Below are 16,615 nucleotides of genomic sequence, written 5' to 3'. Positions count from 1 at the left end.
GCAGGACAGTAAGGTATGATACCTCCCGTTATAAAGCTCAAATAGAAAATTTTTACACACTTCTTGGCTAATAAATTCAATGTTACACTTATCTATGTATCCTTTAAACTTGTATGATAGCCTCTCTGTTAGATACTCATAAGCCTGGGCTGAAATTTTCTCGTACTCAAAATTGTTTTTCATAATACATATAGTTTAGCTATTTATATGATAATCAATTTTATAACTACATGTTATGCGAGCTATTTAAGAATAATTCGGTTTATCCACTGATTTACATCGCCTTTAACTAAAATACTTCGCATAAGGCCGACGCGTTCCTGGACTCAATTATACACTGGAATACTCTTTGAACAGCTTTTTCGGAGACAAAGCGAAGACCTCTGCAAATTTTTTGGCGGATATCTTTATCTCATTTCCGTATTTTTGGCAAAGAAGGTTTTTATTCAAGGCATGATCACCCTTATATATTTTTATATTTCTGCATTAATTTAAACATGTCTTCCATTACATTTGCATCTAATACCTTAGCATAATACTGTGTTTGCATAATATTAGTATGGCCATCATTGCTGAAACATTTTCAATCTTCACACCATTGCCTAATGTCACAGTCGTAGTAAAGGTATGTCTTGCTACATACCAAGTTAGGTTTTTATCAATCCCGCATAATACTCCAATTTCCTTCAAATAAACATTCATTTTTTGATTGGATATTTTAGGAATCAATCTCATTTGTTGATTTTTATATTTGTTAATTATCTTCAGCACAGGAGGGAGCACAGGCACATTGGCGCGAATTGCTGTTTTTGTTCTATTGGTTACAATCCAAAACAGCTCCGGTATAAAACGACGTAACCCCAACGTTTGTTGAGGGTTACGATTTCAGTGGAGAAGGAGGGATTCGTGTCTCTCTCGTTATGTCAGTGTTTACGATGTTTCGCAAACTATTTTAAAACAAGGGTCTCGATTTTATTCCTACAATTTATAGGTAAAAAACCATGTAATCTTATCGCAGTAAATGTATTGATAATTAAAGTTATATCAAAGATAAAAAAGTTCTTTAATTGTTTAAAATTTGAACTGGTTGGCTACTATTATTGATAGGCATTGGTTCAAAATTTAGTTCTCTAAAACAAAATTTCTATCCAATAATAAAATTCGACCTGTTCCATTTTTAAACAGGTGTATTGCCAGGACTCCTCTATGCCTACAAACCACTTCTCGAGCTTGTTCCGTTCCCGCCTGATGGTTTACAACAATCGATTCTTTGTCGATAGCCGTTTGTATTTCTAATGGATCGCGGTTTTAAGCTCTTATTCACTTTTTAGATTTAATAGTTTTGTAAAAATATAATTTTCTAAGCGAGGACCTACTTCCACTATAAATGGACTATTAACGATTCATTAACAATATGGTGTCGATTTGATGGTATTGAAAACTAGGGGTATTTCTCTTATTTTGACTCCTATAAGCAAAGGAAAATATTTATGCTGAATGTTAATCAGAAGGAAAAAAAATGTGTGAGGTATCTAGCCAATGAAATGTCACAAGCAGAGCGATCTGTATTTGAAATCGAATTGTCTTTGGATGATGATCTATTTGCCGTTTTTGAAAATTTTCAAACCATTTGGATTAGTTATCCCAATAGTGAATTACCAAAGCGAACTCTTTCTTTTGAAGAAATTCTTAATAAATATACCAAACCAGAAAAGGTTAGATCTGCAAAAGTTTCCATTAAAAAAAAGTTAGTTTTTTCCATGTCTTTCCTTTTGGTTTTTTGTCTAGGTTTTTATTTCATCGGAATGACACAATCTGAATATACCAATCATAGAATTGCGCCTAAAGGACAGCGGCTTACTTTTATTTTACCAGATAGCAGTACTGTTATTTTAAATTCGGGTAGTGAAATTAAATATTCCAGTGATTTTGGAAAACGAAGATATATTTGGTTGGAAGGAGAAGCTTTCTTTAAAGTTACAAAGAATATTAATTCTCCTTTTATTGTCCATACCAATGATTTTAATGTGAAAGTTTTAGGAACGGAGTTTAATGTCAGCAGCACTAGCATTAATCAAACTGTTTCTCTGGCAAAAGGAAAGGTAAATGTATTGCTTAAAGAAAGTAATGATGAAATTAACCTAATACCAAATGAAGAATTAGTATGGAATTCTAAAACCAAATTAGTGATCAAAAGAAATTTTGATGTTAATAAGGTCTCTGCATGGAAAGACAATATACTCATTTTAGATGATGAGAAATTTGAAGACGCACTTCCAAAAATTAATCAATTCTATGGAGTAAATTTTATCATTAAGGATTCTGATATTGCAAATCAGCATATAAAAGGAGCTTTTAAAAACCAGACAATTGATGAATTTATAACTTCTTTAGAGTTTATTTCAGATGTGAGTATAACAAAAACCATTAAAAATAACATCGAAATAACCAAGTACCATGAAAATTAATCAAACAAAAATGGGCAGTAGTGATTGTTTTTCAGACGATTATCTGTTTCAGCAAATTCGAAATGGTCAATACGAGGCGATGGAACTTTTCTTTAATAGGTATTATACTCCTCTGTGTCGTTTTGGATTGAGTTATGAATCGAACTCTTGCCTTGTCGAAGAAAGAGTAGCTGATATTTTTATTCAGTTGTGGACCAATAGAAATATTCTAGATAAAATTAAAAACCCTAAATCTTATATCTATGTAATAGTGAAAAACAGTTTAAAAACAGCACGGAAATCAGAGCCGTTTTACCAACAAATTGATGAAACTAAAACTATAAATTCTATGTTTTCGTCTAGTAGGGAGCAGGAGATTATTGAGAATGAACAAAAGGAAATGAATACCAATTTGATACGTGAAATATTAGATATAATTCCTAAAAAATCACGTCAAGCTTTTGAACTCAGTAGAATTGATGGATTAAAATACAAAGAAATTGCGGAAATTTTAAACGTCACTCCTAAAACGGTTGAAAATCATATCGCTATTGCACTCAAATATATTAGTAGGACTTTGGAATCATATAAAAAAAGAGGATTACTTAATTCCATCTAATAATTAGTAGAAAAATCGGCTTTTTAACGATCGGTTTTAGTTTGTTAAAACAACAATAAATAATCACAGATAAAATGAAACAAAAAATGATGTTAACCTTATCCTTATTACTTCTGTTTGGTAATGGGATATCTTATTCGAATACTACAAAAACAAGTACTGTTGAAGTAAATGTTGCTAAAAAAGAGAAAATCAATTTAAACCTAAAAGACGTTTCTATAAAGCAAACCTTTACTCTCATAGAACGGCAAATAAACAGTAAGTTTATTTATAGGTCAGATCAAAATTTTCTTCAAAAGAAAATTTCTATTACAATAAATAACCAAGATTTAAATCAAGTATTAGCCGTTTTGAAAACCAAAGTGAGTCTAGATTTTAAAATCACTAAAAATGGAGTTTTAGTAAAAGAACTGATTGGGATTACTCCAAATAGTATTCTTAAAAAGGATCAAGAAAACCGAAAAATTATCGGGATAGTTTTAGATGAATCTAATTTACCTATACCTGGAGCTTCTGTTTTTATAGCAGGAACCACGATAGCTACAACTACTGATTTTGACGGAAAATTTACAATCAATGTTCCTGCAAATACAACGGTTTTGTCTGTTAGTTATGTAGGATTTGGGACCAAAGAAATCAATATTGAAAACAAGACGGAAATTAAAGTAGTACTTTCTGAATCGGCTGCTCAATTAGATGAGGTTGTAATTGTAGGTTATGGTACAGAACAAAAAAGAAATGTTACCAGTTCTATCTCTACTGTAAAAATGAAAGAGATTAAATCACAACCCAAAGCAAATGTTGTAGAAATGCTTGAAGGCCGTTTGCCAGGTGTTCAAATCATGAGTGATAACAGCCCAGGAGGAGGATCTTCTATTCGAGTACGCGGGTTTAGTACTATTAACAATAATGATCCACTAGTCATTATAGATGGAATTCCAACGTCAAATGGTTTAAATGGTATCAATCCATCAGACATTGAAACACTTCAAGTATTAAAAGATGCTGCTTCTTCCTCTATTTATGGTTCTCGTGCGGCTAATGGAGTTGTCGTTATAACCACAAAAAAAGGAGGGAAAAGTGGTAAAACTGAAATACAATTTGATGGGTATTCCGGAGTTCAATCTGCTTTTAATTTACCTACTATGTTGAATGCACAACAGTATGGAGATTTACTTTGGCAAGCGACTAAAAATGATGGAAAAGTACCAGCAAGTGGAATCTATGGTAATAATCCCAATTCACCTGTAATTCCAGCGTTTCTTAATTCTGCCAATACGATTCCTAGTGGTGATGTAAAATGGATTAATGAAATCATGCAACCAGCAGCGGTTCAATCTTATAACTTATCCTTATCGAAAGGAGATAAAAAAAGTCAACATGCTTTTTCACTAGGTTATTTTAATCAGGAAGGAATTATAAGACATACTGGATTTGAACGTTATTCTGCACGATTTAATTCTAGTTATGCTATTAAAGATTTTCTGACTATTGGCGAAAACTTTACGGCTTCTTATTCGGAGCAAGTTGCAACTGGAAGTAACAGCGCTTTGGGAAGTATTGTTTACGATGCTTTACAATTTCCTTCCATTGTTCCGGTATATGATATAAACGGAAATTTTGCTGGAAACCCAATCAATGATATAGCTAATCCATTAGGAAATTTAACTCGAGCCAAAGACAATAAACAAAAGCGAATTCAGCTTTTAGGGAATGTTTTTGCCAGTGTTAAAATTAGTGATTTTACATTTAAGACCTCTGTGGGATTGGATTTTCAAAATTATAATTATAGAGGTTTTTCACCTGTTTATAATGAGATTCTTTCGCAAAATGTTAAAAATGCTTTAACGACAAGCAACAATTTTAATTACCAACTTACAGTATCCAACACTTTAAATTACCAAAAAAAGTTTGGTAAACACAATCTGGATATTCTTTTAGGACAAGAAGCTATTAAATATTATTACGAAGGTTTTGGAGCATCTCGTCAAAATTTCCTTTATGAAGATCCAAATTTTAGATATTTAACGTATGGTACTGAAAATCAATTAAACACGGGAACTGCAAATGAATGGGCCTTGAACTCTTATTTTGGTAGAGCAAATTACAATTACAATCAAAAATATATAGTAAGTGCTACCGTTAGAAGAGATGGGACTTCAAGATTAGCGAATAATAATTGGGGCACTTTTCCAGCAGTTTCTGGTGGATGGAGATTGGATAAGGAAGATTTTTTTGATTTTGGAAAGACCTTTAGTTCGTTTTTAGTTCGTGCCAGTTGGGGACAAACCGGGAATCAAGAATTACCATCCTATTCAACAGTAGATAGTTATTCTAACAACAATAATTATTCAGATTATGCCATTGGAGGTCAAAATGTGATTTCTACAGGATTAACACAAACCCGAGTTTCAAATGCTAATTTATCTTGGGAAACCACTACTCAAAAAACAATTGGATTTGATCTTGGTTTTTTTAATAATAAATTAAATGTTACGGCAGAATATTACACCAAGGAGACGGATGATATTTTGGTTTATAATGTGATTCCATTAACCTATGGGGGGACTAATGACGGACAATGGATTAATGATGGACAAATGAAAAACCACGGTTTTGAATTGGACTTAAATTACGCCGATAAGATTAGTGATTTTTCATACGATCTTGCCTTGAATTTGACGGGATACAAAAATGAATTGACCGCTTTGAATAGTGTGGCTTATTTAGGTATTCCTAGTTCTTCCTTGCATACGGTAAATTTTGGTCAGGAAATATCCAGGAGTGCCGTTGGACAACCTATTGGATCTTTTTATGGATTTGTTTCCGAAGGCTTATTTAGAAGTCAACAAGAAGTTTCGGATTATGGTATGCAACCCAATGCGCAAGCGGGAGATCTTAAGTTTAAAGATGTAAACGGTGATGGAGTAATTAACAGTAATGACAGAGCCTTTATCGGTTCTCCACACCCGGATGTTATGGTAGGTTTTAATATCAACCTGAAATACAAACAGTTTGATTTAGGAATGTTTTTTAACGGAAGTTTTGGAAATGACATCTATAATTTAACGAAGTATAAAACCAATTTCTTTAATCAGGCTGCTTACAATAAGGACAGTGCATTATTAGGAGCCTGGACGGTTGACAATCCGAATTCTACAATACCAAGATTGTCATTAGATGATAGAAATAACAACATTCGTCCTTCTTCTTACTACGTTGAAGACGGTTCTTATTTTAAATTAAACAATTTACAATTGGGTTATACTTTTTCTCCGGATGTTCTAGATGGAATGAAATTGCGATTGTATGGGCAGGCTAGTAATGTATTCACTATTACAAAATATAGTGGTTTGACACCACAAATTGGGCTACAAAGTTATTCTTCAAGCAACCGAAATCTTGATATAGGTATCGATAGAGGAATTTATCCCACTTCAAGAACATTTACTTTTGGTTGTAATTTAAACTTTTAAATTTAAAAATGATGCGAATAAAAAACACAATAAAAATAGTAGTTTTTCTAGCTTTAGGACTTCAGATGAGTTCTTGTTCCGATACATTCCTTGAAGAAGTTACCTATGGCGAAGTTGATCCTTCTGAAATGACGAAGCCTGCTAATGTAGAACGCGCTATTATATCAGCGTACAGCGTTTTAAATGGTCAAATTGACGGAGCCACTAATGCACTTAATTCACCAAGTTCTAATTGGAGTTTTGGTGATGTAACTTCGGATGACAGCTATAAAGGTGGCGGAGGTACTGGAGATCAGAACAATATTCACCAAATGGAGATTTATAATGAAAATTCAACCACTCTTGATATAGAACGCAAGTGGGTGGCACTTTACGAAGGGGTGAAACGGGCAAATGAAGCCATGCGTTTATTAAATGCTTCCCCTGATTTTGAAGCCAGTTTGAAAGTCAAACGAATGGCAGAATTGCGATTCTTAAGAGGTCATTTTTATTTTGAGTTGAAAAAAATATACAATCATATCCCGTATATTGATGAAACGGCAGCTACAGTTGCTGATTATGCCAAATCCAATACGACTTTTAGCTCGGATGAATTATGGACTAAAATCGAAGCTGATTTTCAATTGGCGTATGCCGATCTGCCAGATACACAAACGGAATTAGGCAGGCCAACCAAGATTGCCGCTAAATCCTATTTAGCAAAATGTTATGTTTTTCAAAACAAATGGCAATTGGCTTATGATGCAACGACTGAAATAATGAATAGTAATTATGGTTTATTAGCTGATTTTCAGCAAATATTTTTACCGGAAAATGATAATAATAAGGAAGTTATTTTTGCTATACAACTATCTGTAAAAGATGGTCAACCTAGTTCTTATAACGGAAGTATAGGAGATCGTTTGTCAGCACCCGGAGGTCCATTTTATTCGCAATATGGTTTTCACCGTCCTACACAGAATCTTGTAAATGCCTTTAAAACGGATGCTTTCGGTTTGCCAATAGAAAATAACATTAACATTATATCCAGTGACAACGTAGATCCACGTATTGATATCACGATAGGACGTCCGGGAATACCTTATAAGGATTTAGGCGTTTTATACCAAGACAGCTGGGCGAGAGATTTGGCAACTTATGGTGCATTTGCTCCTAAAAAGCGAATTGTTTCTGCTAAATCTGCTTTTCATGTGACCGTTTGGCCTTATGTAAATGCTTTAAATTATTACATTATTCGATATGCGGAGGTTGTTTTATGGAGAGCGGAGGCCGCAGTAGAAATCGGAAAAGTAGATGAAGCTCGAATTTTAGTGAATCAAATTCGGAATCGCGCCGCTAATTCTACCTATGTAAAAACTCTTGATGGTAGTGCCAACGCAGCGAATTACAATATTAAACCTTACAGCACTCTCTGGACCGATAAAATGGCAGCAAAAGCAGCGGTACATTTAGAGACTCGTTTGGAATTGGCTATGGAAGGCCACCGTTTCTTTAATTTGGTTCGATGGGGAGAAGCGGATACTGTTATCAATACCTATCTGGCAGTAGAAAAAACGAGAAGAACGCATTTGACCAATGCTGTATTTACGAAAGGAAAAAACGAATATTTCCCAATACCACAGCGGTATATTGATGCCTTGCCAGTAGGTACAGTAACCCAAAATAGTGGCTTTTAAAAAATTAAACTAAATTGGGCAATCGAAAAGGTTGCCCAATTTTTTATTAGAAAAAGATGAAAAAAATAATTTACATACTAATTGCGCTTGTTTTTATTTCAGGCTATAGCCAAAAAGAAAAAGGATTTGAATTGGGCTATCCCTCTTCTAAATCTAATTCCTTGATTCAGGATAAGAATTTTTATTTGTTGACTGCCATTCAAAACGATAAAGTTGTTAGTCAACTGCTAGAAAACAATAGTGTTTTCAAAACGATTTTTAATAAGCAGCAACAAGAGCTCAGTTCCAAATTAAATTCTTGTAAAGACAGTCTGTCCTGCTTGATTAAGGGCTATCAATTCAAAGAAAAAGAACTCGAAAGTATTGAAGAGGAACTTCGACTTTTGATGAAAGACAAAAAGGAACTGCAAGATTTTGTAAAAAATAATTTGCGTCCCTCTGGGAAATATGAGAATTTTAAAAATCTTAGTGATACTGAATTATTGCTAAAAGCATGGCAAGTTTGTGCTAAGGGAATGAACCGCATTATGAAGGTTTATGGTCTTGGGGAAGCCCCTCAATATGCTAAAATGGATTCTGTTTCTTATGACGTGCGCTCTGAATTTTATAAAGGATCTATTTTTATGTGGTCTGATTTTCTTCACAATAAAAAACCGAAAGGGAATAGGCTGTTTTTTCAAGAAAGCCTGGATCTCAGTTTATCTCTTTTGTATATGAACCATCGGGATGAGGTGGCTCGCTATGAACCCTTGGAGGAAAAGGAGAATAAGAAGGCAATTGCCAATTTAAAGCAAATCAATTTTGATGCTTTTGATTATGCGTCTGTTTTAATTTTGGGTAACGGACCAGAAAATTATCAAGACCGATTGTCTGCCATTGGGAAACTAAACCTACAATTGGGAGTACTGGAATATGAAGCTAAGAAAGCCCCTTTAATTATTGTTTCCGGAGGTCATGCCCATCCATTTAGAGCGGCTTATTGTGAGGCTATTGAAATGAAGAAAGAATTAATGAATATATATCATATTCCCGAAGAAAATATCCTTATTGATCCTTTTGCCAGACATACCACCACCAATTTGCGCAATGTCAGCAGGTTGATGATTGCTTATCAAATGCCTCTTGACAAGAAAAGTATTGTAGTAACGAATGCTAATCATAGCGATTATGTAGGAAATCCAAATTTTAATGCCCGTTGTATGGAGGAATTGGGTTATTTACCTGCCATTATTTTAAAAAGACTAAATTCAACTACGATAGAATTTGTTCCAAAAATAGAATCGCTGCATCAAAATCCAATTGATCCCTTAGATCCGTAAATGTATACCATGAAAAAAATACTTATTTTAGGACTTGCTTTGTTGATAGTGGCCTGCCAGCCTTTAAAAAATAATGTTACCAAAGTAGCATCGTCAGTAGAAAAAGTAAATGTCTTTTTGGGCAGTTCAGGAGATCATGGACAAATGTCTCCATCTGCTTCTTCTCCCTTCAATATGATTAGTATTGGACCACAAACTTATCCTCATATTCATTCTGGTTATGAGCATTTGGCAAAGCAATTTTTGGGCTTTACCCATAGCCGTATGGAAGGAGTGGGTTGTTTGGGAAGTGGTGGAAATTTGCTTATCAAACCTATTTTGGATGACGATACCGGAACTTTATTACTGAAAAAACAAGAATCTGCTTCAGCAGGTTTTTATCAGGTAGCATTTGAAAATGGGATTCAGGCACAAATGAGTGTAAAACATAATTTTGGAATTCATCATTATAAATTTCCGAGAAAAGGAGCAGGGCTTCATATTGATTTATCGCACGCTTTCGTCAATCGATTTGTTGCTGAAGAGCATGAAATTGGAACCCAAAGTATCAGTGGCTGGATAGATACCCAAACGACTTGTGATAAGGGAATATATCGCATTTATTATGTTCTTGAATTCTCCAATTTGGGAATGATAACAAAAACCGCCGACCATCAGTATCGTATTGCTGCTCTTGTAGACGCTACCGAAATGGAAGTTCGTGTTGGCTTTTCTTCTGTGAGTGCGGCTTTCGCCAAAGCTAAAATAGAAGTTATGCCTCTGGAAGATTTGGTTGCGCAAACAACTGCAGTATGGAATCATCATTTAAACCGAATTGTAGTTGGTGGCGAAAAAGATCGGGAAAATTTATTCTATTCGCTTTTATACCGAGGATTACAAGCCCCGTTTTTAGTTTCGGAAACTGATGGCACCTATAAAGCTATTGACGGTTCCATTCAAAAATCCAGTAGTCCTATATACAACGGTTGGGCTATTTGGGATAATTATCGCGAGCAATTGCCCATGCTTTCTCTGGCTTATCCGGAACGTTTTGGGCCCATCGTGCGCTCTATTGCTAATTTGTATCCGTATGGGAAGAATAATTGGGCAACAAAGCACGAATCCTCACCGACAGTCCGCACGGAACATGCGATTGTTGTTTTATTGGATGGCTATAGAAAAGGATATGCAGTAGATTTTAAGACTATTAAAGATTCCTTAATTGCGGAAGTGGATCGATTGCAATACAATTCACCAGATAAGGCTTTGGAATCTTCTTACGACAGTTGGGCGCTTTCTGAAATTCTGAAAATCACCAAAGACCCTTTGTTGAGTACCAAGTATTTGAATAAAGCGTTAGACTATAAACACTATTGGGAAAAAGATTTCGCTGATTTATCGCAGAAAGATATCGATAAAATGCCCGCTCGCGGAATGTATCAGGGCACTGTTTGGCAGTATCGCTGGTTTGTTCCTTTTGATGTGTTGGGGCTGAAAAAGTTAATAGGAGGAGAAGCACCTTTTTTAAAGCAATTGGATCAATTTTTTGCGGAGGACAATTACAATCATGCGAATCAACCGGACTTGCAAGTTCCAGGACTGTATAATGCGAGTTCCCAACCTTGGAAATCACAAAAACTGTTTCGGAATATTCTTTTGGATACGGTGGTTCAGGTTTATTTTAATGACAACAGTAAAGGGATTGATTCCTATATTGGAAGGATCTATAAGAACGAACCTCAAGCCTATGTGCGCACTATGGATGATGATGCCGGTACGATGTCATCCTGGTTTGTGATGCGAAGTATAGGTCTGTCTCCGGCGAATATTGGAAGCCCGATTTACTATTTGACGGCTCCGATCTTTGAGTCTGTAAAATTAAATTGGGAGAACGGAAAATCATTTCATATTCGAGTTAGCAATTACAATAAAGATCACTTTTATATTCAATCGGCTCGTTTAAACGGTCAGCCTTTATTTAGAAATTGGTTGACGCAGGAAGAGATTAGTAATGGTGGAACCCTAATCATTGAAACTGGAGCATTACCTAATAAAAATTGGGGAATTGAGGATCAGTGGATTTCAAAAACAGAGTAATACAATTGATTAATAAATTAGGGCTCAGTGATTTTTGCTTAAGATCCGTTACCCCATAAAACGAGAAGCAGAGTTGAATGTCCAGGCTTCTCGTTTTTACTTATAAGTTGCAATAGCTATTCAGATTAATTATTTTAAAAGGTTAGAAACTATTCCTAACCAATTATCAGCGGTTCGAACTGTTCCATTTTTAGGCTCGTGTATTGGCAGAATTCCTCGATTGATACCAACTCATTTTGAAGCTTATTCAACTCCTTTCTTATATTTTGTAATAATCTAATACTTTGACGGTAACTCTTGCCGGTTATGCGTTGTATGTCCTTTACAGCAAACAAACCTTTATCAATTTTCAATTGAAATACTGTGTTTAGTCAATTTGAAGTACTATTTTTTTTAAGAACACATTAATCTAGTGGTTGATGTTAATGTATAAAATTTTGTATTCATTTATAATATTTTTTAATGGCTCTTTAAGATATTTTTAATTTGATAGGTGCAATGGTTCGAGCTTCTTATTGCCCCAAATACTTTAAGCTATTATTTTAACTTGATGTGCAAACAAAAAATAGAAAAACTTATTTCGATAATTTTTAGGGGCTATACTTTAAAAATTAATTTATTTTTATAAAACGCCCACAAGATTAGAGACCAAAAAATAGCATAGACGACCGCAAAAGTTAATGAAGCATTCATAGGATTGCTGAAAATAGGAATAATATAAAATTTATAAAAATAACTCTGAATATTGATTTGTTCAGTACTTATCTCCGGGTTTTGAATTGTAATTGAGCTCAAAACTCTTGGAATAATTCCCGAAAAGAAAAACACAATCATAGGATTCACACCCCAAATTAAAAATAACTTTGTCCATTTTTTATAATTTGCAACATCTATCAGGAAGTACAATAATGTTAGGCATAACGTGGCGATGCCTGCAGAATATAGTACATAGGAACTTGTCCAAAGTGATTTGTTTAGCGGAAACAGTAGACTCCAAAGCAAGCCTGCGATTAGCAATGCAAATCCAGCGACTGCTATTTTTTTTAGAATTTCAGTTAGTTGGATTTTTAAGTTTAATATTTGGCCTATGAACATTCCAAGAATTCCTGTGGCTACAGCCGGAAGAGTACTCAAAATCCCTTCTGGATCCCAAGTTTTGGAAAAGCTCCATAGATGTCCTTTCAATACTAAATTATCCAACCACGCAGCTAAGTTGGTACCTTTTTCAAAATTTGCAGCACCAAATTCCGGAACTGGAACAAAAGCCATTGCAATCCAGTAACCCAATAAAATTGATGCAGCAACCAGAAGTTGTGTTTTGAGATTTGTTTTTAAATACAAAAGAGAGATAAAAAAATATACAATTCCTATTCGCTGTAAAACTCCTGGGATTCGTACATCCTGAAATGCTTCAATTTGGCTGTATGCTAAGATTATTAATATTGCAAAAATTCCAAAAACGAGATAGGTTTTGATTTTTAAACTAAAGTTTCCTAAAAGTGCATAAGCGACTGCAAAAGTTATCATCAACCTGATTAGTAATAAGTAAATTCCCTCTAAGCCCAATAATTCAATTCTACTGAAATAATTTAAAAATAATCCTAAACAGAAAATTCGTAAGGATCGAACAATGATTTTATTAAAAACTGCGTAGTCAAAATGTTTTGATGGCATTGCAAAAGGGATTGCTGTCCCCATAATAAAAATGAAAAAGGGAAAAACTAAATCGGTCGGTGTACAGCCATGCCACTCTGCATGTGCTAAAGGCGGGTAAATAGCGGCCCAACTTCCAGGGTTGTTTACTATAGTCATTAATAATATAGTAAATCCTCGAAATACATCTAGTGAAATTAAACGCTCTTTTGTCATTTTTTTAAATTTAGATTCTTTGATTGCTGAATTCAATTATTTTAACCTACTTTATTCAGTTTTATGAAAATGGTGTCAACACTTTTATTTGATGATCGACTCCTGAATTATTTGCTGAATGTCTTCTCGAATTTTTTCTTTAGATAATTTATTTCCTTCATTGGATACTTCGGGATAGGTTCTATTGGATAGGAAAACATATACAATTTCTGTTTTGGGATCGACCCAAGCTATGTTTCCCGTGAAGCCTGTATGACCAAAACTGGATTCAGAAACGCATGTGCAGGTAGATCCGTCTTTCCCTATTCTTTTATCAAAACCTAAACCTCTATGAACTCCTTCAGAACTGTAATAGGAAGTATTGAAGGCATCGAATGTTTTTTCGGAAAAATATTGCTTATTGCCGTAATTTCCTTTTTGTAAAAACAGCTGCATCATTTTGGCAACATCCATAGCGTTAGAAAAAATTCCGGCATGACCCGCTATTCCACCTTCCATTGCCGCTGCCATATCGTGAACGTATCCCCGAACAACCTGATGTCTAAAATAATTATCAACTTCAGTCGGTGCAATTCTATTTTTATCAACTCTTTCTAAGGGATTGTAAAGCGTATTATTCATTCCAAGTGAGCTGTAAAATTTTTTTTGGCTTAAAACTTCTAATTTCTTTTTAGTTTTTCTTTCGAGGTATTCTTTCAGGATAATGAAGGTGAAATCGCTGTATTTGTATTCTCTTTTAATTGCCAATGGACTATTTGCAATGATTTTCATTATGGTATCGTGATAATCATTTCTAATAAAAAGACCGTCGGCTACTTTTGTGGAAAATTGGGAGTCAGCTATTTTATGATAGTATTTTTCCAAAGGTTTGTTTTCGGTGTCCAAAGTTGCTTTGTAAAATGGAATCCAAGCCTGAAGCCCAGCATAGTGTGTCAGTAAATCCTTGAAGTTGATGTTTTCTTTATTTGTTTTAGAAAAAAGGGGAACCATTTTTTTTAATTTGGTATCCAGATTCACTTTATTTTGATCGTATAATTGCATCACGTTAGGCAGAGTTGAAATCATTTTTGAAATCGAGGCTACATCATATAAGTCTGAATTGGAAACTTTCGTAGTATTATCATAGGTATGGTAACCATAGGATTTCTGGAAAATGACATTTCCTTTTCGAGCGACAAGCACCTGCATTCCAGGAGTCATTTTACCATCAATTGCTTTTTGGGCTATAGCATCGATTTTAGATAAAATCAATGGATTCATTCCTTCATTTTCTGGGGTTGTAAAACCCAAACGGTTTAATTTTTTGGTTGATAAGCCCTCATTTATATGGAAGGATGAATTAATGGATACGGGTAATTTTCCTTTGGCTTCTATAGCTCCAAATAGTAATTCTGCTGAAACCACCTGACTTATATCAGAGTTTTGGTAGGAAACTACTAATCCTTCAATATCATCAAAAGTATTGATTGGCAATAGGGAATAAGGTTTTGTAAAAATATCTAAAATTACTTTGTTGTGCTTTGCAATTTTTTGTAACCAAAGCAATTCAGTTTCGGTAAAATTCTGTTTTTCCCAGGTTTTGTTTAATTTATGGAAACCAATGATAACAGTATTGTATTTTTTTAATTCGGTGTTTAAACTGTCAATATTGGTGTTAGATATTTCTGTCACTTCGGTATATTTTTTTAATGTAGTGACAAAAGTGCTGTTGACATCATCTCCCAGTTTTACGTATGCAATTTTCTGATCTAAATTTTTGATAGGAAGTATTTTCTTTTCATTTTTTAAAACAGTGATTGCATTTTCATACAATTTATAATGTAAAGCATCATTTTCTGAAGGATTGATGTCTTGAACTAAGTTTTCTAAAGCAATAGGCTTGTATTTATTCAATCCCGCTTTGTACTTATAACGCAATATTTTTTTTACCGAATAAGCCAAACGTTCTTCGGTAAGAATTCCATTTTTGTAGGCTGTTTCTAGTTTTTCGAAACCTGCCTGTACGTCTACTGGACCAAGTAAAATGTCATTTCCAGCAAGAATTACAGTTAATTCAAGATCACCAGGACCTAGGAAATCTGTGGCGCCTTTCATGGCTAAACCATCTGTAAAAATCAATCCTTCAAAACCCAGTTGCTTTTGAAGCAAGTTGGTTACTACATTATACGAAGCGGAAGAAGGCAGATTTTTTCTAGGATCTAAACTAGGAATTTCAAGGTGTCCAACCATAACGGAGACCAAACCTTCATCGAATATTCTTTTGTAAGGATACAGTTCCACCAAATCGATTCGTTCTTTTGAAAAATCAACCAAAGGCAATGTATGATGCGAATCGGCAGCCGTATCTCCGTGTCCTGGAAAATGTTTTCCGGTACTGAAAACACCTTGACCTTGAACGCCTTTCATGTAGGCGATGGCTTTGTCGCTAACATTAGTTTTATCTTCACCAAAAGAACGGTTGCCAATAATTGGGTTTTTTGGATTGGTGTTGATGTCAAGAACTGGAGCAAAATTAAAATGGATTCCCATTCGCTTGTTCTCATTCCCCATGTTTTTACCAACTTTCTCAATTAAACTTAGATCTTCGATCGCTCCCAAAGTCATGTTCCAAGGATACCGATAGGTAGAATCTAATCGCATGCTCAATCCCCATTCGGCATCTATTGCAATAAATAATGGGACATCAGATTTAGACTGATACGCATTAGTTAATTTCGCTTGACGCATTGGTCCACCTTGAAAAAAAAGGATTCCACCAACTTTATATTCTTCGATTAGGGCGTTAACTTCATTTTCGTGAACAGAATCTTTATTAGAATAAGCTGAAATCATATACAATTGGCCTATTTTTTCTCGACTCGACATTTTGTTGTAAATACTGTCAACCCAATTCGTTTCACTTTCAGAATTTTTAAAAAAAGTCTTTCTTTCTGATTTACTTTTAGGAACATAAATGTCTATTTCTTCTGAAAAGGAAGCTTTTTTTAAAGCGGTAATTGTATTGGTTTTTTTAGAAACAGCACAATTGGTAATCAAAAATATAAATGCGGTGTAGAGGCTAATCTTTATAAAGTAATTTTTCATCTAATTATTTTTTGGAGCAATTGATTGGTCAATTATTTGTGTTTTTAAT

The 16,615-nt window shown here is 34.4% G+C and carries 9 protein-coding genes; 6 read left to right on the top strand and 3 right to left on the bottom strand.

The annotated features are described in order from the left end of the window. Positions 1–519: 519 nt before the first annotated feature. Positions 520–735 (bottom strand): site-specific integrase, encoded by a 216-nt coding sequence (locus QLS97_RS12180; protein ID WP_282716997.1) that lies wholly within the window; start codon positions 733–735, stop codon positions 520–522. 788 nt (positions 736–1,523) lie between these two features. Between QLS97_RS12180 and QLS97_RS12175 the strand changes: the two genes are divergently transcribed. From QLS97_RS12175 to QLS97_RS12150, 6 genes are all read left to right on the top strand, one after another. Continuing rightward, a complete protein-coding gene (locus tag QLS97_RS12175; RefSeq protein WP_282716995.1) occupies positions 1,524–2,468 on the top strand; it encodes a FecR family protein in 945 nt (314 codons plus the stop codon). Further along, positions 2,458–3,066: an RNA polymerase sigma factor gene (locus QLS97_RS12170; protein ID WP_282716993.1), complete on the top strand. Its 609-nt coding sequence runs from the start codon at positions 2,458–2,460 to the stop codon at positions 3,064–3,066. The genes QLS97_RS12175 and QLS97_RS12170 overlap by 11 nt, the downstream gene beginning before the upstream one ends. An 86-nt stretch (positions 3,067–3,152) precedes the next feature. Next, positions 3,153–6,542: a SusC/RagA family TonB-linked outer membrane protein gene (locus QLS97_RS12165; protein WP_282716991.1), complete on the top strand. Its 3,390-nt coding sequence runs from the start codon at positions 3,153–3,155 to the stop codon at positions 6,540–6,542. An 11-nt stretch (positions 6,543–6,553) separates the two neighbouring features. Further along, positions 6,554–8,218 (top strand): RagB/SusD family nutrient uptake outer membrane protein, encoded by a 1,665-nt coding sequence (locus QLS97_RS12160; protein WP_428831792.1) that lies wholly within the window; start codon positions 6,554–6,556, stop codon positions 8,216–8,218. Positions 8,219–8,274: 56 nt separating this feature from the next. Then, complete coding sequence (locus tag QLS97_RS12155) at positions 8,275–9,537, top strand: YdcF family protein (protein ID WP_282716988.1); 1,263 nt, start codon at positions 8,275–8,277, stop codon at positions 9,535–9,537. Positions 9,538–9,546: 9 nt separating this feature from the next. Further along, the gene (locus tag QLS97_RS12150; protein ID WP_282716986.1) at positions 9,547–11,613 is read left to right on the top strand and encodes a glycoside hydrolase domain-containing protein; all 2,067 of its coding nucleotides are present in this window, start codon (positions 9,547–9,549) and stop codon (positions 11,611–11,613) included. 597 nt (positions 11,614–12,210) lie between these two features. On the opposite strand, the gene QLS97_RS12145 is transcribed toward QLS97_RS12150, so the two are convergent. Next, positions 12,211–13,482, bottom strand: a complete 1,272-nt coding sequence (locus QLS97_RS12145) for an acyltransferase family protein (RefSeq protein ID WP_282716984.1) — start codon at positions 13,480–13,482, stop codon at positions 12,211–12,213. Positions 13,483–13,566: 84 nt separating this feature from the next. Continuing rightward, a complete protein-coding gene (locus tag QLS97_RS12140; protein WP_282716983.1) occupies positions 13,567–16,566 on the bottom strand; it encodes a serine hydrolase domain-containing protein in 3,000 nt (999 codons plus the stop codon). Positions 16,567–16,615 lie beyond the last annotated feature (49 nt).

Origin of the sequence: Flavobacterium yafengii (assembly GCF_030010375.1) — a bacterium.
Lineage (GTDB): Bacteria > Bacteroidota > Bacteroidia > Flavobacteriales > Flavobacteriaceae > Flavobacterium > Flavobacterium yafengii.
Note: the sequence above shows the minus strand (reverse complement) of the source record. Positions and strands in the feature narration are given on the sequence as shown.